The organism is Streptomyces sp. bgisy100, assembly GCF_057709105.1.
Genome location: NZ_JBYITE010000015.1, coordinates 80,895 through 101,300, shown reverse-complemented (window position 1 = coordinate 101,300; position 20,406 = coordinate 80,895). Strand labels below are relative to the sequence as shown.

The window sequence follows — 20,406 nt, the reverse complement described above, 5'->3', positions numbered from 1 at the left end:
TTCCTCAGCCGCCGGTCGGGCCGTCGGCCGTCGGTGTCGGACCGCGTCGGTCGGCGGCCCCTGGTCCGCGCGCGGGGATCACCACGGCGGGCGGTATCCGGTGAGGATCCGGTCTCCCTTGCGCCGCCACTTCGGTTCCTTGTCGACCGTCCTGGCGGTGATGTTGCGCAGTCTCCGGATGACGGCGCCGTACGCTCCGCTGGCCGCGCTGGAGACCGTGCCGCCCGGCGGTTCGTCCATGAAGGGCATGAACTTGTCGGGGAAGCCCGGCATGGTGCAGGCGATGCAGATGCCGCCGACGTTGGGGCAGCCGCCGATGCCGTTGATCCAGCCGCGCTTGGGGACGTTGCACTTGACGACCGGGCCCCAGCAGCCGAGCTTGACCAGGCACTGCGGCGAGTCGTACTCGTGGGCGAACTGGCCCTGCTCGTAGTAGCCCGCCCGGTCGCAGCCCTCGTGCACGGTGGCGCCGAACAGCCAGGTCGGCCGCAGCTCCGCGTCCAGCGGGATCATCGGTGCCGAGCCGGCGGCCTGGTAGAGCAGGTAGGTGAGGGTCTCGGAGGCGTTGTCCGGGTGCACGGGGCAGCCGGGGACGCAGACGATCGGGATGCCCGCCGAGGACTTCCAGTCCCAGCCGAGGTAGTCGGGCACGCCCATGGCGCCGGTCGGGTTGCCCTCCATCGCGTGGATGCCGCCGTAGGTCGCGCAGGTGCCGAGGGCGACGACAACCAGGGCCTTGGACGCCAGCCGGTCGATCCACTCACTGGTGGTCATGGGCTGGCCGGTCTCGGGGTTGTCCCCGAAGCCGCACCAGTAGCCCTCCTGCTTGATCGCCTCGTTCGGGATGGATCCCTCGATGACCAGGACGAAGGGCTCGAGCTCGCCGCGGTCGGCCTTGAAGAACCACTCGATGAAGGTGTCGGCGCCCTGGACCGGGCCGCACTCGTAGTCGATCAGCGGCCAGTGGACGGCGACCTTGGGCAGGCCGGGCAGGGCTCCGAGAGCGATCTCCTCGACGCTGGGCTGGGTGGCGGCCGTCAGCGCGACGGAATCACCGTCACAGCTCAGGCCCGCGTTGATCCACAGTATGTGAATCGGGGCGTCTTCCGCTTTTTCTCCGTCGACTGTCCCGGCATCGGCGGAGGTGACGGTCGTGTCGCTCATAAGCGCGTCCTCCTCCGGGTCCCTCGGGCGCGCCAGGATGCGGCCCGCCCTCCTTATCCGGCATAGCCCACGCATGCGGGCGCCGGTAAGTGCGGGAAGCCCCTATCGCCTCGAAGGACCCAGGAGGAGGAACACGCGGTGGATCAGATGCCGACGCCCTTCCCGCGCAGGTAGGCGAGGGGGTTGATGTCGGAGCCGAAGCCGGGCCCGGTGCGGACCTCGAAGTGCAGATGGGGTCCGGTGCTGTTGCCTGTCGAGCCGGAGCGGGCGATCCGCTGGCCGCCGCCGACCTGCTGGCCGGCCCGGACGGAGAGCGCGGAGAGGTGGGCGTACTGGCTGTACTTGCCGTCGGCGTGCCGGATCACGACCTGGTAGCCGTACGAGCCGGCCCAGCCCGCGGAGACGACCTCGCCGGCGCCGACGGCCTTCACCGTGGTGCCGGTGGGCACGGGGAAGTCGACCCCGGTGTGGTAGCCCTTGGACCAGCTGCCGCCGGCGGCCCGGTAGGCGGTGCCGGGGGTGACGGCGCCGACCGGCGCCGTGAAGCCCCGGGCCACGGCGGGCTCGGCGGCACGGTGCCGCGGTTCCGGCTGCTGCTTGGGCTTCGGCTGCGGCTTCGGTGCGGCCTTCCTCGGGGCCGGCCGACGGGGCTCCTCCCGGTCCGCCCGCGGTTTGCCGCGGGGCTCCGGTGTGGCGTCCACCGTGAGCCGCTGACCGGGCAGGATGAGGTCCGGGTCGCTGCCGATCACCTCGCGGTTGTCCCGGTAGACCCGCTCCCAGCCGCCGTCCAGGTCCCGCACCCGGGCGATGGTGTACAGGGTGTCACCGCTGGCGACGGTGTAGTTGCCGGGCTTCGTCCGGTCGGCGCGCCCGGCGCGCTCGTCCGCCTTCTCCCGCTGTGCGCCGGGCTTCTCCCGGTGCCCGCCGGACGCGTCGCGCTGCGCCGCGGCCGGCGCACCGCCGGTGGCGCTCTGCGGCGCGGCGGGCGCCCGACGGGGGGCCGGGGCGGCCTGGGGCGCCGGGCCGCCGCGCGCGAGTCCCGCCTTCACCGAGCACACCGGCCAGGCGCCGGGGCCCTGCCCGTCGAGCACCTTCTCGGCGACGGCGATCTGCTGCTCCCGGGTGGCGAGATCGGCCCGCGGCGCGTAAGCGGTGCCGCCGTACGCCTCCCAGGTGCTCTGGGTGAACTGCAGGCCGCCGTAGAAGCCGTTGCCGGAGTTGATGTGCCACTGGTGGGTGCTCTCGCAGGCCGCCACCCGCTCCCAGGTGTCGGCGGACGCCGCCTCGGCTCCGGAGACACCGACCAGCGGCAGGGCTATGCCGGCGCCGCCGGCGGTGACGGTGAGGGATGCCTGGGAGATCCGGTTCGGCTGGTAACGGCGATGGCGTCCACGTGGGGGCATAGAGCTCTTCCTCTCCTGCGCGGGCGCGCCGGGGGTGACGGGAGGCATTTCACGGCCACCAGAGTGTGCCAATTACTGAAGATCGATAGGGTGGTACGCATGAAAGGGCATCACTTTCCTTCGGGAGCAATCCCGTTGTGTCCGGGACGGCGCCCTGAGAATTGACGCGAAGAAACTCGTCCGGCTGTTGAAAATGGCCGGAACATGGCCGTCCGGGCGCAGAGAGCGAAGCGGAATGGCATCTACTGTGAGGTGCGTCACACACCATCAACACTGGCCCCGGACGTCTGAATTCTCCCTTTCCGTGCAACCGGACCCCCCGACGGAGGCAGCACATGCCGGACCCCCTCCCTTCCACGGACGAGCTCGCCCGGATGTACGGCCTGCGGCCGCTGCCCCTCGAAGGCGGCCTCTTCCACCGCACCTGGGCCGGACCGGAACAGCCCGACGGACACCCGGCCGGATCGGCCATCCTGCTGCTGCTCTCCGCCGAGGAGGGCCACTTCTCCGCGCTGCACCGGCTCCCGCGCGACGAGGTCTGGCACTTCCACCTCGGCGACCCGGTGGAGCTGCTCCTCCTGGAGCCCGGCGGCGACTCCCGGGTGGAGGTCCTGGGCCCGGACATCCGCGCCGGAGCGCACCTCCAGTACGTGGTGCCCGGCGGCACCTGGATGGGGGCCCGGGTACGCCCCGGGGGCGCCCGGACGCTCCTCGGCTGCACCATGGCGCCCGGCTTCTCCCCCGTCGACTACGAGGGCGGGGAGGCGGACGAGCTGAGCGCCCGTTATCCGCTGCACGGGGACCTCATCCGCACCCTGTGCCGTACCGCATGACCGGGCAGGGGCGACTGCCCGCGCTCGACGGGCTGGTGGCCGTGGTGACGGGCGCCGCGGGCACCGTGGGGGCGGGCATCGCCGGGGAGTTCGCGCGGGCCGGGGCGCAGGTCGTCGTCCACCACCACACCGGCGCCGAGCGCGCCCGGAACGTGGTCGAACGGATCACCGGCGAGGGCGGCACGGCATGGGCGGTGGCGGCCGACCTCACCGACGAGACGGCGTGTGAACGGCTGATGGACGCCGCGGCGGCGCGCTTCGGCCGGGTGGACGCACTCGTCAACAACGCCGGGGTCCAGCCGGTCCAGGAGCTGGCGTCGATGACCGCCGCCGACTGGCGCGCCGTGGTCGACACCAACCTCATCAGCGCGTTCTGCTGCACCAAGGCGGCCGTACAGGTGATGCGGCGGGCGGGCACGGGCGGCACGGTCACGCATGTCGCCTCGATCGAGGGGTCCTCCCCCGCGCCGGGGCACGCGCACTACGCCGCGTCCAAGGCGGCCCTGATCCAGCACGCCCGGGCGGCGGCGGTGGAGTACGGACCGTCCGGGATCCGGGTGAACACCGTCTCCCCCGGCCTGATCAGCCGCCCCGGCATCGAGGAGGCGTGGCCCGAGGGGGTGGAGCGCTACCGGGCCGCGGCGCCGCTCGGGCGGATCGGCAGCCCGGCCGACATCGGCCGTGCCTGCGTGTTCCTCGCGTCGACGATGGCGGACTGGGTCACCGGCCACGACCTGGTGGTGGACGGCGGGGTGACGGCCCGGTCGCCCTGGTAGGCACCGCACCGGACACGGTCGTCCCGGTACGTCACCAGGCGAGAAGCCGGGGGTCCACCCGGGTGGCGGGCTCCGGCGCCGGGGGCTGCGCCGGGGCCGGGACCGTGCGCGCCGAGCGGCTCACGGTGCGGGGCGGCAGGGTGACGGTGCTGCCGGCGGCCTGCCGGAGCCAGCGGACGATGGTTCCGACGGCGTCCTCGTCGAGCTGCGCGAGATCGTGGATGACCCGCAGGTCGTCGGGGTGCGGCGGGACGGCGGCCCGGGTGAGTTCGGCGTGCAGCATGAGCCGCAGCCCGTCGGCCGGCGTCAGATGGCCGCCGATCCGGGCCGGGTCCGGGGCGTCGGGCCGCGGGGGGAGCTCCATCGTGACTGCCGTCGGATCGGCCATGGTCGGTGCCTTCCTTCAATTCCCCATCGGTCAGGGGGAAATCATGGTCTCCCGTTCCGACGGCCGGTTTCTCCCTCCGGTTGCGGATCGGCCTCCGGGATCACCCATCCGGCCGCACGGCGGGGCCGTTCCCCGCCCTCGGACATCCGCGGTCGCGGTCCCGGACCGCTCGGCCGGGCGGGGGACGGCGAGGCACGGGCGGGCCGCGCCTCGGTCCGTCGGTGAGGCCGGTCGGTCGCCCCGGGCCTCGGTGCCACGCGCCGGGCCGGCGCGTGGGCTCAGATGCTGACGCCGTGCTCGCGCAGGTAGGCGACCGGGTCGATGTCCGAGCCGTAGTCCGGACCGGTGCGGACCTCGAAGTGGAGGTGCGGGCCGGAGGAGTTGCCGGTCGAGCCGGACAGGCCGATCTGCTGGCCGCCGGTGACCGACTGGCCGGCCGAGACGGACAGCGAGGACAGGTGGGCGTACTGGCTGTACTTGCCGTCGGCGTGCCGGATGACGACCTGGTTGCCGTAGGAACCGCCCCAGCCCGCGGAGACGACCTCGCCCGCACCGATGGCCTTCACCTTCGTGCCGGTGGGCACGGGGAAGTCGGTGCCGGTGTGGTAGCCGCTGGACCAGCTGGAACCGGACTGGTGGTACGGGGTGCCCACGGAGAGGTCGTCGACCGGGGCGGTGAAGCCGTCGGCGGACTTCTGCGCGGCGGCCTTGGCCGGGGCGGCCTGCTGCTTCGGCTCGGCCTTCGCGGCGGGCTTCGGCGCGGCCTTGTGCTCGGCGGCCCGGTGGGCCTCGTGCTTGGGGGCCGGCCGCTCGGACTCACGCTTGGGGGCGTCGTGATTCGGGGCGCCCTGCTCCTTGCCGCCCAGGGTGAGCTTCTGGCCCGGGAGGATCAGGTCCGGGTCGCCGCCGACGACCTCGCGGTTGCTCTCGTAGACCCGGTGCCAGCCGCCCTTGACGTCGTGGGTCGTGGCGATCTTGTACAGGGTGTCGCCGCGGACGACGGTGTACGAGCGGGTCCCGGACCCGGTGCCGGCCTTGCGCTCGGCCGGCTTGCCCTGCTCGCCCTGGGGCTTCGGGGCGGACTCGGCCGGGGCGGCCTTCCCGCCGTCGGGGCTGATCTGCGGGGCGGCGCCGCCCTGGGTCAGCCCGGCCTTGCCGGAGCAGACCGGCCAGGCACCGGGGCCCTGGCCGTCGAGAACCTTCTCGGCGATGGCGATCTGCTGGTCCTTGGTCGCCTGGTCGGCGCGCGCGGCGTAGTCGCCGCCGCCGAAGGCCTGCCAGGTGTCGTTGGTGAACTGCAGGCCGCCGTAGAAGCCGTTACCGGTGTTGATGCTCCAGTTGCCGCCGCTCTCGCACTCCGCGACCTTGTCCCAGGTGTCGACGGAGGCGGCCTGCGCCGAACCGACACCGATGAGCGGAAGGGCGATTCCGGCACTACCGGCGGCGGCGATGAGAGAAGCTCGGGAAATACGGCCGGGGCTGTACCGGCGGTGACGTCCGCGTGCAGACATAGGGGTATTCCTCTCCTACGCCTGCGAGGTGAGCTGTCGGGTTCGGGCTGGAGTTGCCCGGCCACGCCCTGAGCAGCGTCGTGCGCTGCGGCGCGTCTTCACCCCAAGCCGTTCCTCGCCTGTTGCGCGGTCCGGCACCTACCTGGTTCCCCCGCTCCTGCCGTGGTGCGTTTGTTGTTTCCCCTCCACCGGCGGCAGGACTCGGCGCTCCGACAGAGTATGGCCCGCCCTTTCATGGGCAGGCAGCGGTAAAAGTAAGCGCACCGAATTCTTTCCGACAAGTGGCGAGTATTCCCCGGAATCGCCTTTCGGTAGATCCACTCGGGACGGCGTCACACTGAGCTCCGGATCTTGATCCGAGAGCTATTCGCATTACTACTGAACGACTCTCACGTTCGGCGGGCGGTAACCGAGTTGCCCGGATTCACGCTTTTCGCGTGTGCGACATCACACCCCGGAAATACCTTTGTGAAATGGGTCACCACGAAGCCAAATGTCCGCTTTTGGGGCTCAATTCGGCTTTACAGGCAGTCGGCAGTATTGATGAGTGTTCGCGGCATACGTCCCGCCGGCCATCATCCGTACCCCGAACCACTCCCCCAGCGGCGCATATCCGGCGAAACGGATGATTCACCGACCCGCTCACCGCAGTGGCAACCCCGGCGGCAGCCTCTCCCCCGGTTATCGTGTGGTCCTTGATCGCGGACGTGCGGAGTCAGTGTGCAGAGAGCGGAAGAGCTGATCGACACCTCGCCGCCGGTGCGGCGCGCCTCCGGCGCGACCGCCCTGCTCCGGGGGCGCAACCGTTCCGCGACTCCCCTGATCGCCGTCGCCGCAGTCGCGGTTGCCGTGGCGGCGGCGCTGGCCCTGGGCGGCGGGAGCCGGCTCGCCCACCCGGGCGTCCAGGCCTGGCGGACGGTCAGCGTGGCCATCGTGATCCAGGCCCTTCCGTTCCTGCTGCTGGGCACGGCCGTGTCCGGCGCCATCAACGCCTTTGTGCCCGCCGACGCGTTCAGCCGGCTGCTCCCGAGGAAGCCGGCGCTCGCCGTCCCCGTCGCCGGCGCCGCCGGTGTGGTGCTGCCGGGGTGCGAATGCGCCTCCGTACCGGTGGCCGGAAGCCTGATCCGGCGCGGCGTCGCCCCGGCCGCCGCCCTGACGTTCCTGCTCTCGGCCCCGGCCGTGAATCCCGTGGTGCTCACCGCCACGGCCGTGGCCTTCCCCGGGAATCCCGGCATGGTGGCCGCCCGGCTCGTCGCCTCGCTCCTCACCTCGGTGATCATGGGATGGCTGTGGATCCGGCTCGGCCGCGCGGAATGGCTGCGCCTGCCGGCCCAGGGCGGCGGCCACACGGCCGGGAACAGCCGGTGGGAGGAGTTCCGGCTAGGATTCCAGCACGACTTCCTGCACGCGGGCGGATTCCTGGTGCTCGGGGCGATGGCGGCGGCGACCTTCAACGTCGTGGTACCGGGTTCGGTGCTGGACGCCTTCTCCGGATCGCCCTGGCTCTCCGTCCTCTTCCTCGCCGGGCTGGCGATCGTCCTCGCGGTCTGCTCCGAGGCGGACGCCTTCGTCGCCGCGTCGCTGACCGGCTTCTCCCCGACGGCCCGGCTGGCCTTCATGGTGGTGGGGCCGATGGTCGACCTCAAGCTCGTCGCCCTGCAGTCGGGCACCTTCGGGCGGGCCTTCGCCGTCCGGTTCTCCTCGGCCACGGCCCTCGTCGCCGTCGGATGCAGCGCGCTGACCGGCTGGTGGCTCCTGTGAAGCGGAACATCCAGGTGCTGCTGCTCCTGCTGTCGGGCGCCGGGCTCCTGCACATCGCGCTCTTCAGCGACATGTACCTGCGCTACGTGAAGGAGGGCCTGCGCGTCCCGCTGGTCCTCTCCGGTGTCCTGCTGGTGGCGCTGGGTCTGGTGGGGGCGGCGCGGGACGGCTTCCCGTTCGCCGGTCCGGGCACCGACGGCGCCGGGACCGGCGAGGAGGGGGACGCGGACGCCACTGACCACGGCCACGACCACCGCCGCGGGCCGCGGGTCGCCTGGCTGCTGTTCCTCCCGGCCCTCACCCTGCTGTTCTTCACCCCGCCCGCGCTCGGCTCGTACACGGCCGCCCGGGAGCGCGTCCCGGCCGCCGAGGAGCAGCAGCGCTTCCCCGCGCTGCCGCGCACCTCCCCCGTGCCGCTGGCCCTGTCGGATTTCCAGGCCCGGGCCCGCCAGGACACGGCGCGCAGCCTGGCGGACCGCCGGGTCCGGCTGACCGGCTTCGTCACCCCCGGCAAGGGCGAGGTCTGGTACCTCACCCGGCTCGTCCTGAGCTGCTGCGCCGCGGACTCCCGGTCCGTGAAGGTCGAGATGCGCGGCATGCCCGAGCCGCCGGCCGACTCCTGGGTGAGCGTGACGGGCACCTGGCACCCCTCCGGCACCCCGGGCAGGCCGTCGGCCGGAGCGGCCCTCGACGCGGACGACGTGGAGCACATCGCGCAGCCGGCCAACCCGTACATGGACTCCGTGCCCCGAATCTGAGCCCGGCCCCCGCCACCGAGGCCAACGTGCCGGTACCGGTACCGGCACGGTGGCCTCCCGCAAGCGGGCTCCCGCCGCGAACCGTCAGCGGATGGGAAGTCCGGAGAGCGTGCGGGCGATCACCAGGCGCTGGATCTCGCTGGTCCCCTCGAAGATCGTGTAAATGGCGGCGTCCCGGTGCATCCGCTCGACGGGGTACTCCCGGGTGAAGCCGTTGCCCCCGAAGATCTGGATCGCCTGGGCGGTGACCTCCTTGGCGGTCTCGCTGGCGAACAGCTTGGACATCGACCCCTCGGCGGAGGTGAACGCCTTGCCCGTGGTCGCCATCCAGGAGGCCCGCCACACCAGCAGCCGGGCCGCGTCGATCCGGGTGCGCATGTCGGCGAGCTGGAAGGCGACGCCCTGGTTGTCGATGATCGGCCGGCCGAACTGGGTGCGGGTCCGGGCGTACTCCAGGGCCTCCTCGTAGGCGGCCCGGGCGGTGCCCACGGCCATGGCCCCGACCGCGGGGCGGGACGCCTCGAAGGTGGCCATGGCCGCGTTCCGCAGCCGCTCGCCGCCACCGGCCGGCGCCGCCTCCCGGGCCCGCTCACGGGCCCGGGCCAGCCGCTCGTCCAGCTTCTCCTTGCCGCCGAGCAGGCAGTGGCCGGGGACCCGGACGTCCTCCAGGACGACCTCGGCCGTGTGCGAGGCGCGGATGCCGTGCTTCTTGAACTTCTGCCCCTGGGAGAGCCCGGGGGTGTCCGGCGGGACGATGAACGAGGCGTGCCCCCTGGAGCCGAGCTCCGGGTCGACGACCGCCACGACCACATGGACGTTGGCTATGCCGCCGTTGGTGGCCCAGGTCTTGATGCCGTTGATCACCCACTCGTCCTTGGCCGCGTCGTACACCGCTCGGGTGCGCATGGAGGCGACGTCCGAGCCCGCGTCCGGCTCGGAGGAGCAGAAGGCGGCGACCTTCACGTCGTCCGGTTCGCCGTACATCTGGGGGATCCAGGTGCCGACCTGCTCCTCGGTGCCGTTGGCCAGCACGCCGACCGCCGCCAGGCCGGTGCCGACGATGGACAGGGCGATCCCGGCGTCACCCCAGAAGAGCTCCTCCATCGCCATGGGGATGCCCAGGCCGGTCGGGTCGAAGTACTGCTGGGCGTAGAAGTCCAGCGAGTACAGGCCGATCTTGGCGGCCTCCTGGATCACCGGCCACGGCGTCTCCTCCCGTTCGTCCCACTCGGCCGCGGCCGGGCGGATAACATCCGCCGCAAATCCATGGACCCAGTCACGGACGGCCTTCTGGTCGTCGTTCAGCTCGAGCGAGAACTCGGGCATCGTCCCCTCCACCTGCCGGTTACTTGCGGTAACGTCAGTGTGTTACCGGCCAGTAAAGCCTGTCAACTCCCTGCTCCCGCTCCGACCTTCCGAGCAGGCAGGTGTTACGTTGCGCGGGTAGCGAGCGCACGGGCGGGGAGTACACGTGATGGAGACCAGTCAGCGGGACAGCCAGCAGCGAAGCGCGGACCAGCGGCGCAGGGAGCTGCTCGAGGCCGCCGACCGGGTGGTGCTCCGTGACGGGCCGGGTGCGTCCATGAACGCCATCGCCGCCGAGGCCGGCATCACCAAGCCGATCCTCTACCGGCACTTCGGCGACAAGGGCGGGCTGTACCGGGCGCTGGCCGTACGGCACACCGACGCCCTGCTCGACGGGCTCCGCGCCGCGCTGGACGCCCCGGCCGAGCGCCGCCAGCGGGTGGAGGCGACGCTGGACACCTATCTGGTGGCCATCGAGGCCCGGCCCCAGGTCTACCGGTTCCTCATGCACCCCGCCGACGACACCCAGACCGGTGACCAGGGCTTCGACGTCGGCCGGCACTCCGCTCCCCTGCTGCGCCGGCTCGGGGAGGAACTCGCCCAGGTCATCGCCGAACGCGTCGACCTCGGCCCGGAGAACGACGAGGCGGCCCGGGTCTGGGGCCACGGCATCGTCGGCATGATGCACGCGGCCGGGGACTGGTGGCTGCGCGAACGCCCGGTCTCCCGCGCCACGTTGGTACGGCATCTGGCCGACCTGCTCTGGGGGCGGCTGGCCGAGGCGGGCGACCGCCCCGGCGGCCCCGCCTTCTGACCCCGCCTCTCCTGACACCGGAGCGAACTCCCGGCCGGTCCACCGGAACTTCCGGTCCGTCCACCGGAACTCCCGGTCAGGAGGTGGCCGCTCCGTCCGCCCAGGGGGCGCGCCGGGCCGCACGCAGGGCGCGGCGGCGCCGCAGCCCGGCCAGCCGGTCCGTGAAGACCCCGCCGTCCAGGTGGTCCATCTCGTGCTGGAGGCAGCGGGCGAAGAAGCCGGTGCCCTCCACCCGCACGGCGGCGCCGGTGCGGTCCGTGCCCTCGACCACCACACGGTCCGGCCGCGGTGTGCCCGCCTCGATGCCCGGCAGCGAGAGACAGCCCTCGGGCCCGCGTACGGTGACGCCGTCCGCGGCGACCAGACGCGGGTTGACCACATGGCCGAGGTGCCGGCGGTCCTCGTCGTCGGGGCAGTCGTACACGAACACCCGCAGGGGCAGCCCGATCTGGTTCGCGGCCAGCCCGACGCCGCGGGCGGCGTACATCGTGGCGTACATGTCCTCGATGAGCTGGCCGAGCGCCCCGTCGAACGCGGTGACCTCCCGGCAGGGTGCATGGAGCACCGGGTCACCCAACAGCCGCATCGGCCGCACAAGTCCTGAACTACCGGGAATCACACTGTGTCGCACGCCCCAAGAGTACGGTCCGCCCCCTGAACGGCAGGTCGGCCGGGTGGCTGGGTTCGGGCCCGCGGGCGGATCTCGATAGGCTGATCTCCGACCGAAGTCTCCCGGCCGGATTCGGCGCGGAGGGGGCGTACTCACCGGAGGACCGGGGGCGGGCGCGGCGCCGGATGCAAGGAGGAACAAGGACGATGGCAGGCGAAGGCAACTCGGATCCGCTGTCGCCGCGGGCCAAACTGGCCGTGACGGCGGGCAGGGCGGCGGCCGCGGTGTCGCGGGCAGCGGGCCGCGGCAGCGGGTCGGTGATCGGCGGCAAGGTGGCGCTCAGGCTCGACCCCGATCTGCTGGCACGGCTGGCGGGGCACCTGGACGTGGTCCTGGTGTCGGCGACGAACGGCAAGACCACCACCACCCGGCTGATCGCCGAGGCGCTGCGGGCCAGCGGCCCGGTCGTCTCCAATGCGCTGGGCGCGAACATGCCGGCCGGCATCACCTCCGCGCTGGCCGGGGGCTCCGACGCCCGGTACGGCGTGATCGAGGTCGACGAGAAGTACCTCGCGGGTGTCGCGCGGGACGTCACGCCGAAGGCCATCGCCCTGCTGAACCTCTCCCGTGACCAGCTCGACCGGGCCGCGGAGACCCGCATGCTCGCCGAGAAGTGGCGGGAGGGCCTGTCCGGCACCAAGGCCACGGTGATCGCGAACTGCGACGACCCGCTGATCGTCTGGGCGGCCTCCTCGTCGCCGAACGTGGTCTGGGTCGCGGCCGGCCAGGAGTGGAAGGACGACGCCTGGTCCTGCCCGTCCTGCGGCGGGGTGCTGCAGCGGCCGGGCGACGACTGGGGCTGCGGCGAGTGCGGCTTCCGCCGTCCCGCCCCGAGCTGGGCGCTCAACGGCGACCACGTCCTGGACCCGCACGGTTCGGCCTGGCCGATCCACCTGCAGCTCCCGGGCCGGGCGAACAAGGCCAACGCGACCACCTCGGCGGCCGTCGCCGCCACCTTCGGGGTGCCCCCGCAGGTCGCGCTGGAGCGGATGTACCAGGTGCAGGCGGTCGCCGGCCGGTACGACGTCGTCGGTTTCCAGGGCCGTGAGCTGCGGCTGCTGCTGGCGAAGAACCCGGCCGGCTGGCTGGAGACGTTCTCGCTGATCGACCCGCCGCCGACCCCGGTGATCCTCTCGGTGAACGCGCGCGGCGCGGACGGCACCGACACCTCGTGGCTCTGGGACGTCGACTACACCCGGCTCGCCGGGCACCCGATCTTCGTTCTCGGCGACCGCAAGCTGGACCTCGCGGTCCGGCTGGAGGTCGCGGGCCTGGACTTCCGGGTCTGCGACAGCATCGACGAGGCGGTCTCGCTGGCCCCGCCCGGCCGGATCGAGGCGATCGCCAACTACACCGCCTTCCAGGACCTGCGCCGCCGCGTCGGCAACTGACCCCGGACCCGTAGAGGATTGTGAGCATGAGCGACAGCAGCCTGCGCCTGGTATGGATCTACCCGGACCTGCTGAGCACCTACGGCGACCAGGGGAACGCCCTGGTCGTCGAGCGCCGGGCACGGCAGCGCGGACTGGACGTGGCACGTGTGGACGTGCGCTCCGACCAGCCGCTGCCCACCTCGGGTGACATCTATCTGATCGGCGGCGGCGAGGACCGGCCGCAGCGGCTGGCCGCCGAGCGGCTGCGCCGGGACGGCGGCCTCAACCGCGCGGTCGCCAACGGCGCGATCGTCTTCTCGGTGTGCGCCGGCTACCAGATCCTGGGGCACGAGTTCATCAACGACCTCGGCGAGCGGGAGCAGGGCCTCGGCCTGCTCGACGTGGTGAGCACCCGCGGCGAGGGCGCCCGCTGCGTCGGTGATGTGCTCGCGGACATCGACGAGCGGCTCGGCCTGCCGCCGCTGACCGGCTTCGAGAACCACCAGGGCGTCACGCACCTCGGCCCCACCGCACGGCCGCTCTCCCGGGTCCGGTTCGGCAACGGCAACGGCACGGGCGACGGCTTCGAGGGCGCATACAACGACACCGTCTTCGGCACCTACATGCACGGCCCCGTGCTGGCCCGCAACCCGCTCATCGCGGACCTGCTGCTGAAGCTCGCGCTGGACGTGAACGCGCTGCCGCCGGTCGACGACCGCTGGTACGAGGCGCTGCGCACCGAGCGCATCGCCGCGGCCACCCAGCCGGCCTGACCGGCCGGCTCCGCCCGACCGCCCACCAGGCGGACAGGTGTGTCCCCGCCTCCCGGCGCTTGTAGGGTGGCGGGGATCCATCCGGACGACGGGGTCCGGCCGTCCGGACCCTTTGCAGAGGTATTTCGAGCAATGCGCATTGGTGTGCTCACCTCCGGTGGCGACTGCCCCGGTCTGAACGCCGTCATCCGCTCCGTCGTGCACCGCGCCGTGGCCGACCACGGTGACGAGGTCATCGGCTTCCACGACGGGTGGAAGGGCCTGCTGGAGTGCGATTACCGCAAGCTGGACCTCGATGCCGTCGGCGGCATCCTGGCCCGCGGCGGCACCATCCTCGGATCGTCCCGGGTACAGCCCGCGCACCTGCGCGACGGGGTGGAGCGCGCCCGGGGCCATGTGGCCGAGCTCGGTCTGGACGCGATCATTCCGATCGGCGGCGAGGGCACCCTCAAGGCGGCCCGGCTGCTCTCCGACGCCGGTCTGCCGATCGTCGGGGTCCCGAAGACCATCGACAACGACATCGCGTCGACCGATGTGACCTTCGGCTTCGACACGGCGGTGGGTGTCGCGACCGAGGCCCTGGACCGGCTGAAGACGACGGCCGAGTCCCACCAGCGGGTGCTCATCGTCGAGGTCATGGGCCGGCACACCGGGTGGATCGCGCTGCACTCGGGCATGGCCGCGGGCGCCCACGCGATCGTCGTGCCGGAACGCCCCTTCGACATCCACGAGTTGGCCGAGGTCGTCGGCGCGCGTTTCTCGGCGGGCAAGAAGTTCGCCATCGTGGTCGTCGCGGAGGGCGCGAAGCCCCGCGAGGGCTCCATGGAGTGGGACGAGGGCGGCAAGGACGTCTACGGGCACGAGCGGTTCGCCGGTGTCGCCCGGCAGCTCTCCGTCGAGCTGGAGGAGCGCCTCGGCAAGGAGGCCCGCCCGGTGATCCTCGGCCATGTGCAGCGCGGCGGCACGCCCACCGCGTACGACCGGGTGCTCGCCACCCGCTTCGGCTGGCACGCGGTGGAGGCCGTGCACCGCGGCGAGTTCGGGACGCTGACGGCGCTGCGCGGGACGGACATCACGCTGGTGCCGCTGGCCGAGGCCGTGGAGACGCTGAAGACGGTGCCGGCCGAGCGCTACACCGAGGCCGAGTGCGTGCTCTGACCTGACGCGCCGCCCACCCGGAGACCGGCCGGACCGGTCCGGGACACCGCGGAGCTGCCCCCGGCCGGAGCCCCGGCCGGGGGCAGCTCTAGTCTGGAGCGGAACATTCGGGTGCGAATCAGGAGCGAGTGGATGGATCACGGCGGGCACGGCATGACGATGGATCTGCCGCCGTTCACGCTGGGGCGGGGTCTGGAGTTCACGGGAGAGCCGTTCTTCCTGATCGGCTCCGTGGTGGCACTGGGGCTGTACGGCTGGGCCGTCGTCCGGCTGCGGCAGCGCGGCGACCACTGGCCGGTGAGCCGCACGGTCGCCTTCGTGACCGGGGTGCTGACGGTCGCGCTCGTCATGTGCACCGCGCTGAACGAGTACGGCATGGTCATGTTCAGCGTGCACATGGTCCAGCACATGGTGATCAGCATGCTGTCGCCGATCCTGCTGCTGCTCGGCGCTCCGATGACGCTCACGCTGCGGGCGCTGCCGTCCGCGGGCCGGGGCCGTACGGGGCCGCGGGAGCTGGTGGTGGCGCTGCTGCACAGCCGCTACATGCGGATCATCACGCACCCGGCGTTCACGATCCCGCTGTTCATCGCGAGCCTGTACGCCCTCTACTTCACCCCGCTCTTCGACTTCCTCATGGGCAGCAAGGCCGGGCACATCGCGATGATGGTGCACTTCCTGGCGGTGGGGCTGGTCTTCTTCTGGCCGATCATGGGCGTGGACCCGGGGCCGCACCGGCCCGGCTATGTGATGCGGATGCTGGAGCTGTTCTCCGGCATGCCGTTCCACGCGTTCTTCGGCATCGCGCTGATGATGGCCACCGAGCCCATGGTGTCGACCTACGCCCATCCGCCGTCCTCGCTGGGGCTGGATGCGCTGTCCGACCAGAACGCGGCGGGCGGCATCGCCTGGGCGTTCAGCGAGATCCCGTCGGTGATCGTGCTGGTGGCCCTGGTCTTCCAGTGGTACCGGTCCGAGCAGCGGCAGGCACGGCGCACGGACCGGGCGGCCGAGCGGGACGGTGACAAGGAGCTGGAGGCGTACAACGCCTACCTCGCCTCGCTGCAGGCCCGCGGCCGGTGACGGTGCGGCGGGGCCATGCGGCGGGGTCGGTAGGGTCGGGGCCCGTACGTCTGGGTCCGTAGGTCTGGGTCCGTGCGGCGCCGGGGCCGGTGGCACCCGGGTGCGTGGGCCGATGCCACGCGTACGCCGGGCTGCCGCGCCCCGCTGACCGGCCGTGCCCGTGACCGGGCGGTAGCGGGAGGAGCCGCCCCGGGGGGACGATGGACTCCTGGGTACCGCCCGGGGCGGAGCGCCGCCCCCGGCCGGGCCCGGGAGGAGGCTGCGGGATGCCCGGATCTGCGAAGGCGATGGCGGGGTGCACGGTGGGCGGCCTGGTGCTGGTGACCGCGTACACCGTGGCACTGGGCGGCAACGGCTGGCTCTGGTTCGCGTGGGTGGTGCTCGGTCTGGTCACCCTGGGCGTTCTGGCCACGAGCGGCACACGCCGCGTCTGACCTGGGCCCTCTCGCTCCCCACCACCGGTGGCCTCGCCGCGGGGGCGGACCGGCGTCGGCCGGCCCGCCTCGTTCAGCTCTGGTGGGAGGCGGTGCGGTAGCGGCTGCGGAATTCGGCGAGCAGTTCGTCGGTGACCTCGGCACCGGCGGCCACCGCCGCGTGCACGTCACGGAAGTAGCCCTCGTACCCGGCGGGCGTGTAGAGACAGAGGGCGCGGCACGTTTCCGTACCGGCGTTCCGGAAGCCGTGCGGGGTGCCGCGGACGGCCGCCAGGAGATGGCCCGGCCCGACGGTCACCTCCCCGTCGCCGTTGTGGAGGGTCAGCTCGCCCTCGAGAACGTAGAAGTATTCGTCGTGCCCGGAATGGACATGGGGCCGGGCGCCGAGCACCCCCGGGGCGAGGGTGAACTCCTCGAACGAGAACTGTCCTCCGGTGTGTTCGGCGGTCAGCCGGAAGAAATGCTGCACTCCCGCCACGTCGATGAGTTCACCGTCCTCGGGGCGGCGTAACAGGGCGCGGGCATCGGAAGAACTCTGCGACTCGGTCATGTCCGCATCCTCGCAGAGGCATTCGGCAGGATCCCCGGAAATGCGACACAGATCACGTACGGACGGACCGCGATACGGCACCACCGCACCGGAACACCGATTTCCGTTCACGAAAAGGGAGTTCACGGCTCCGGTAGTCTCGTCCGGGTGCGGCCACCCGCAATTCCTGGCGGAGTGCGGGGCGGCCGGAGTCCGGCCCGGCCCGCTTCCGGGTACGCGGGCCGAGCCTCCCTGCCGGAGGGCGGGCCGTCCGGATCACCAGTGCGCGGGGCGGTTGAGTCGCGAGGGCAGCCGGGTCCGGTCGTCGCCTCTGGCCGCCTGGAGCTGGGGCTGCGTGAGGAAGAGACTCCCGGTGAGGTCGGCGCCGCGCAGATCGGCGTCCCGGAAGTCCGCGCCGATGACGTCCGCGGTCCGCAGATCGGCCTTCCGCAGGTCGGCCGCGATCAGCAGGGCTCCCCGCAGGTTGGCACCCCGCAGATCCGCTCCGCGCAGATCGGCTCCGACGAGATCGGCGCCCCGGTGGTTCCGCCGTCGGCCGGGGACGCCGGCCCGCACCAGTTCGCCGGCGCGCAGCAGCAACTCGCTGACCTCCCCGCGGAGGGCCGGCACATCGGCCGCCAGGACCGCCTCGGCGCTGCCGCGGGCGAGTCCGTCGAGGGTGCGCAGGGCGCGCCGGAGGTCGGCGTGCAGGGGGCGGGCCCGGGGCAGGGACAGGGCCTCGGTCAGATAGTGGAGCAGCTCGTGGAGCTGCCGCATCACGGGGAACACGGCGAACATCTGCGGAGCGAGACCGGGAGCCTGCCGCCAGTCCTGACCGCCGAAGGTCTCCTGGGAGACCCGCTGTCCCGCGCCGAAGCAGTCGAAGACGGTGCAGCCGGAGAAGCCCCGGTCGCGCAGGTCGGCGTGGATACCGCAGCGGAAGTCCCGCTGGAGGTTGCCGCAGGGCCGCCCGGCGGCCTTGTCGACGGCGAAGTCGGCCGAGGCGGCGAAGGGCAGCGCGACGCAGCACAGCCCGAAGCACGCTCCGCAGTCGGCGCGGAGGGCGGCGGGGTCCACTCCGGTACGGTGAGTGGATTTCTGACGGGACAACAGGACCTCTTCCAACGCTGGGCGGTCACCGGCCGACGACGTATTCGGCAACGGCCGCCATTCTCCTCGATCACCACGCCTCTCCGGCACGGATTTTCCCGCCCGGATCCCCGGGCCCTTCCCGGCGGACCGGGCCAGGGCCGGCGGGCTCTGCCGGTCGTCCACCTGTCGCACCCGGCGCATCCCGTGGCGGCACGGTCGTTTGCGGCTCGCGGCGGGGCCGCTCAGGGCGTACGCCTGGAGCGCGCGCCCGGCCTTCCCCGCGCTGCTGACAATCGGCCACCCCAGCCATAACGTCGTGACGTGCCGTCGGCCGGGGGCCGTCCCTGCCGCTGCGGTCCGGGATCGAGGAAGCCGACGGCTCGGCATCGGTACGCCGCGCACGGCACAGGGGGAGTTGTGGGCGCCCACGCACGTCGACGGCAGTCCATCGAGGGTCGGGCCGGACTTTTCGGGGTCGGCAGCGATCGACGAACGACACGAAGACGCATCCCCCTGGACGATGTTCCCTTCGGGAAGCGCACGTTGCTCGCCGTGGTCCGAGCAGAGCAGCTTCCGGAAGGCCGGAGGGCAACCCTGCTGACGGCACATCGCATGCCGCCCCGGCGGACTCTCACCGGGACGGACGGCGTGCTGATTGCCGGTGCCCGGGGAATCCGGACTGCCATCGCCGACAGCCGCAGGAGAACTCGCCGACAGGCTCTGGGAATCCTGCCGGTCACTCAGGATGAGGCGGGCGTCTTCACCTACCCTGACGGACACCCCAGCCTCGGCACGGTGTACGCGGTTCATCCCTATGCGCACGACACCTACTATCCGCTGACCGACGTTCACGGATACCTGCTCAGAGCATGGGTTCAGGATCTGGCGGACCTGCTTCGCGCGGCAGGTGCAGGGTGCCTTCTCATCCAGGCGGCGGACACCGCCGGCCGGCAGGAGCTCCGCTCGGCCCTCGGCCTGCCCCTGGTCACGGAATCGGGCCTCCCCCCGGGGCGGCCCGACGTCGGCCTCTCGGCCACCCGGCAGCAGCGGGTGGAGGTGGCGTACCGGTGGAAGAGGCAGGGGCCGCCTTGCGTCGATGGCACGGCCAGTCCGCTGTCGCACCCCCTGCTGTCCACGGAACCCTTGATTCTGGACATCGTGCGGACCCTGTTCGACGGAACGGCGACCGAGGCTTCCGCGACCCTCCGGTCGAGCGGCGATTTCGGCTACACGCCCGCACTGGTGTCGAGCATTGAGGGGCAGGGCTTCGAGGTGGGCGGTGCCTTCCGCCGGCATGTGGCGACTCGGCTCGTCGTCCGTGCGGCTCGGGACCCGGAGGGCTTCGCACTGGACGCATAGGAGGAAGCTCAGGGATTCCGTGCACCGCTGCACGGTTGGGTGCAGCCCGCGTCACCTGATCCGGTGCACCGCCGCTCGCCCACGAGGGGGCTCCGGTGCTGACCCGTCATCCCGCCCGGATGAGGAACCGCTGGTCGGCCGCGCCGGTGCATCCTTCCTGGGTCGCCTCGGCCCCCTCGGTGGTGTCGTTGTCGACGATGCCGATGCACCGGCTGCTGTGGTCCGGGCGCAGCCGGAAGCCTGCGGTGCCGCCGGTGGCGGTGGGCTCCAGACGGAACAGGGTGGCCCGGGCACAGTTGTCCCGGGGTTCGAGCATGTTCCTGACCGGGCCGGCGCTCATGACCGTCAGGCACCCTTTCCCCAGTTGCGGATGGTGCCACTGGATGCGATAGAGGCCCTCGCCGGCGGGTTCGAGGTAGGTGCGGGGCACGGTGGCCCGGGCGCAGGGGAGCTGGACGGCGACGGCGCTGGGGTAGGCGGCGTCCCGGTCGCGTCCGTCGGTCAGGCAGAGGCCGGGCGTACGGGCGGGGCGGATGGTGACCCAGCCGTCGGCGGGGGCCCGGGGCGTGGTGGGCGTCGTGGGTCCGGTGGGCTTGGTGGCCGCGGCACCCGGTGTGCTCGGTTCCCCGGAGCTGTCGTGGAGGAGGACCCAGGCGGCCAAGGCGGTGAGCAGGACCGCAAGGGCGGTGGCGAGCGCGACCGTGCGGCTCCTGACGCGGCCCGACCGCGGGGCCAGGGGCTCCGCAAGCTCTGCGAGCTCCGTGGGCTCCGTGGGCTCCGTGAGCTGCTGGGTCTGCGGTTGCGGCTCGGGCCCGGGCGCCGCGGCCGGCTCGGCAGCGGTCTCCGCGGCGATCCGGTCTCTGGCCTCCAGCCAGGCGCCGACCCGCTCCCCGTCCCCGCAGGCGCGGACGAAGGCGGCCAGCACGTCGGGGCGGGGCAGGCTCGTCCGTCGGAGGATGTCGGCCAGTGTGCTGCGCGCCAGCACGTCGCCTTTGCGGGTGGCCCGCTCCTCCAGTTCCCGGTAGGTCAGTCCCGAACGGTCCTTGAGCCGGCGCATCAACAGGACGAAGCCGGCGGCGTCCTGGGCTTCGAACGGTGACAACTCCCCCGGGTGCCCCATGGAACGCCATCCTGCTACGGCCGTGGCAGGGGGAACAACGGCGGATCCCGCCATGTCCTCGTTGTCGGGTCACGACCCGGGCAAGGTCGTGACCCGCACGGA

At 72.3% G+C, this 20,406-nt stretch carries 20 protein-coding genes and 1 riboswitch; of the genes, 11 read left to right on the top strand and 9 right to left on the bottom strand.

What is annotated here, in order from left to right:
• Nucleotides 1–78: 78 nt before the first annotated feature.
• Together AC3EQ1_RS13460 and AC3EQ1_RS13455 are read right to left on the bottom strand one after the other, a co-directional pair.
• Nucleotides 79–1,164, bottom strand: coding sequence for an NADH-quinone oxidoreductase subunit B family protein (locus AC3EQ1_RS13460; RefSeq protein WP_432094551.1), 1,086 nt, complete (start codon nucleotides 1,162–1,164; stop codon nucleotides 79–81).
• 143 nt (nucleotides 1,165–1,307) lie between these two features.
• Nucleotides 1,308–2,567 (bottom strand): transglycosylase family protein, encoded by a 1,260-nt coding sequence (locus AC3EQ1_RS13455; RefSeq protein WP_432094550.1) that lies wholly within the window; start codon nucleotides 2,565–2,567, stop codon nucleotides 1,308–1,310.
• 335 nt (nucleotides 2,568–2,902) lie between these two features.
• On the opposite strand from AC3EQ1_RS13455, the gene AC3EQ1_RS13450 reads away from it, so the two are divergent.
• Complete coding sequence (locus AC3EQ1_RS13450) at nucleotides 2,903–3,400, top strand: cupin domain-containing protein (RefSeq protein ID WP_432094549.1); 498 nt, start codon at nucleotides 2,903–2,905, stop codon at nucleotides 3,398–3,400.
• Nucleotides 3,397–4,176 carry an SDR family NAD(P)-dependent oxidoreductase gene (locus AC3EQ1_RS13445; RefSeq protein WP_432094548.1) on the top strand — a complete coding sequence of 260 codons (780 nt, stop codon included), beginning with the start codon at nucleotides 3,397–3,399 and terminating at the stop codon, nucleotides 4,174–4,176. The genes AC3EQ1_RS13450 and AC3EQ1_RS13445 overlap by 4 nt, the downstream gene beginning before the upstream one ends.
• Before the next feature lie 31 nt (nucleotides 4,177–4,207).
• Here AC3EQ1_RS13445 and AC3EQ1_RS13440 read toward each other — a convergent pair whose 3' ends face one another.
• The gene (locus AC3EQ1_RS13440) at nucleotides 4,208–4,564 is read right to left on the bottom strand and encodes a hypothetical protein (protein ID WP_432094547.1); all 357 of its coding nucleotides are present in this window, start codon (nucleotides 4,562–4,564) and stop codon (nucleotides 4,208–4,210) included.
• Nucleotides 4,565–4,842: 278 nt separating this feature from the next.
• A complete protein-coding gene (locus AC3EQ1_RS13435; RefSeq protein WP_432094546.1) occupies nucleotides 4,843–6,075 on the bottom strand; it encodes a transglycosylase family protein in 1,233 nt (410 codons plus the stop codon).
• Between the two features lie 5 nt (nucleotides 6,076–6,080).
• Nucleotides 6,081–6,222, bottom strand: a riboswitch (cyclic di-AMP (ydaO/yuaA leader).
• A 702-nt stretch (nucleotides 6,223–6,924) separates the two neighbouring features.
• Here AC3EQ1_RS13435 and AC3EQ1_RS13430 point away from each other — a divergent pair.
• Together AC3EQ1_RS13430 and AC3EQ1_RS13425 are read left to right on the top strand one after the other, a co-directional pair.
• A complete protein-coding gene (locus tag AC3EQ1_RS13430) occupies nucleotides 6,925–7,836 on the top strand; it encodes a permease (protein ID WP_432094588.1) in 912 nt (303 codons plus the stop codon).
• Nucleotides 7,833–8,594 carry a TIGR03943 family putative permease subunit gene (locus tag AC3EQ1_RS13425; protein WP_432094545.1) on the top strand — a complete coding sequence of 254 codons (762 nt, stop codon included), beginning with the start codon at nucleotides 7,833–7,835 and terminating at the stop codon, nucleotides 8,592–8,594. Before AC3EQ1_RS13430 ends, AC3EQ1_RS13425 begins: the two co-directional genes overlap by 4 nt.
• Before the next feature lie 84 nt (nucleotides 8,595–8,678).
• On the opposite strand, the gene AC3EQ1_RS13420 is transcribed toward AC3EQ1_RS13425, so the two are convergent.
• Nucleotides 8,679–9,920: an acyl-CoA dehydrogenase family protein gene (locus tag AC3EQ1_RS13420; RefSeq protein WP_432094544.1), complete on the bottom strand. Its 1,242-nt coding sequence runs from the start codon at nucleotides 9,918–9,920 to the stop codon at nucleotides 8,679–8,681.
• Between the two features lie 148 nt (nucleotides 9,921–10,068).
• On the opposite strand from AC3EQ1_RS13420, the gene AC3EQ1_RS13415 reads away from it, so the two are divergent.
• Nucleotides 10,069–10,713, top strand: a complete 645-nt coding sequence (locus AC3EQ1_RS13415) for a TetR/AcrR family transcriptional regulator (protein WP_432094543.1) — start codon at nucleotides 10,069–10,071, stop codon at nucleotides 10,711–10,713.
• Between the two features lie 76 nt (nucleotides 10,714–10,789).
• On the opposite strand, the gene def is transcribed toward AC3EQ1_RS13415, so the two are convergent.
• The gene (gene def, locus AC3EQ1_RS13410; RefSeq protein ID WP_432094542.1) at nucleotides 10,790–11,344 is read right to left on the bottom strand and encodes a peptide deformylase; all 555 of its coding nucleotides are present in this window, start codon (nucleotides 11,342–11,344) and stop codon (nucleotides 10,790–10,792) included.
• A 185-nt stretch (nucleotides 11,345–11,529) separates the two neighbouring features.
• On the opposite strand from def, the gene AC3EQ1_RS13405 reads away from it, so the two are divergent.
• From AC3EQ1_RS13405 to AC3EQ1_RS13385, 5 genes are all read left to right on the top strand, one after another.
• Complete coding sequence (locus tag AC3EQ1_RS13405; protein ID WP_432094541.1) at nucleotides 11,530–12,774, top strand: Mur ligase family protein; 1,245 nt, start codon at nucleotides 11,530–11,532, stop codon at nucleotides 12,772–12,774.
• A 26-nt stretch (nucleotides 12,775–12,800) separates the two neighbouring features.
• Nucleotides 12,801–13,529: a type 1 glutamine amidotransferase gene (locus AC3EQ1_RS13400; RefSeq protein WP_351511364.1), complete on the top strand. Its 729-nt coding sequence runs from the start codon at nucleotides 12,801–12,803 to the stop codon at nucleotides 13,527–13,529.
• Nucleotides 13,530–13,661: 132 nt separating this feature from the next.
• The gene (locus tag AC3EQ1_RS13395; RefSeq protein ID WP_432094540.1) at nucleotides 13,662–14,687 is read left to right on the top strand and encodes a 6-phosphofructokinase; all 1,026 of its coding nucleotides are present in this window, start codon (nucleotides 13,662–13,664) and stop codon (nucleotides 14,685–14,687) included.
• 132 nt (nucleotides 14,688–14,819) lie between these two features.
• Entirely contained in the window at nucleotides 14,820–15,770 is a 951-nt protein-coding gene (locus tag AC3EQ1_RS13390; protein ID WP_432094539.1) for a cytochrome c oxidase assembly protein, read from the top strand.
• Between the two features lie 266 nt (nucleotides 15,771–16,036).
• Entirely contained in the window at nucleotides 16,037–16,204 is a 168-nt protein-coding gene (locus AC3EQ1_RS13385; RefSeq protein WP_432094538.1) for a hypothetical protein, read from the top strand.
• A gap of 73 nt (nucleotides 16,205–16,277) precedes the next feature.
• Here AC3EQ1_RS13385 and AC3EQ1_RS13380 read toward each other — a convergent pair whose 3' ends face one another.
• Nucleotides 16,278–16,754 carry a cupin domain-containing protein gene (locus AC3EQ1_RS13380; RefSeq protein ID WP_432094537.1) on the bottom strand — a complete coding sequence of 159 codons (477 nt, stop codon included), beginning with the start codon at nucleotides 16,752–16,754 and terminating at the stop codon, nucleotides 16,278–16,280.
• Between the two features lie 255 nt (nucleotides 16,755–17,009).
• Nucleotides 17,010–17,810, bottom strand: coding sequence for a pentapeptide repeat-containing protein (locus AC3EQ1_RS13375; protein ID WP_432094536.1), 801 nt, complete (start codon nucleotides 17,808–17,810; stop codon nucleotides 17,010–17,012).
• A 567-nt stretch (nucleotides 17,811–18,377) separates the two neighbouring features.
• Here AC3EQ1_RS13375 and AC3EQ1_RS13370 point away from each other — a divergent pair.
• A complete protein-coding gene (locus tag AC3EQ1_RS13370; RefSeq protein ID WP_432094535.1) occupies nucleotides 18,378–19,184 on the top strand; it encodes a hypothetical protein in 807 nt (268 codons plus the stop codon).
• A 106-nt stretch (nucleotides 19,185–19,290) separates the two neighbouring features.
• Here AC3EQ1_RS13370 and AC3EQ1_RS13365 read toward each other — a convergent pair whose 3' ends face one another.
• Complete coding sequence (locus AC3EQ1_RS13365; RefSeq protein WP_432094534.1) at nucleotides 19,291–20,304, bottom strand: XRE family transcriptional regulator; 1,014 nt, start codon at nucleotides 20,302–20,304, stop codon at nucleotides 19,291–19,293.
• Between the last annotated feature and the right edge of the window lie 102 nt (nucleotides 20,305–20,406).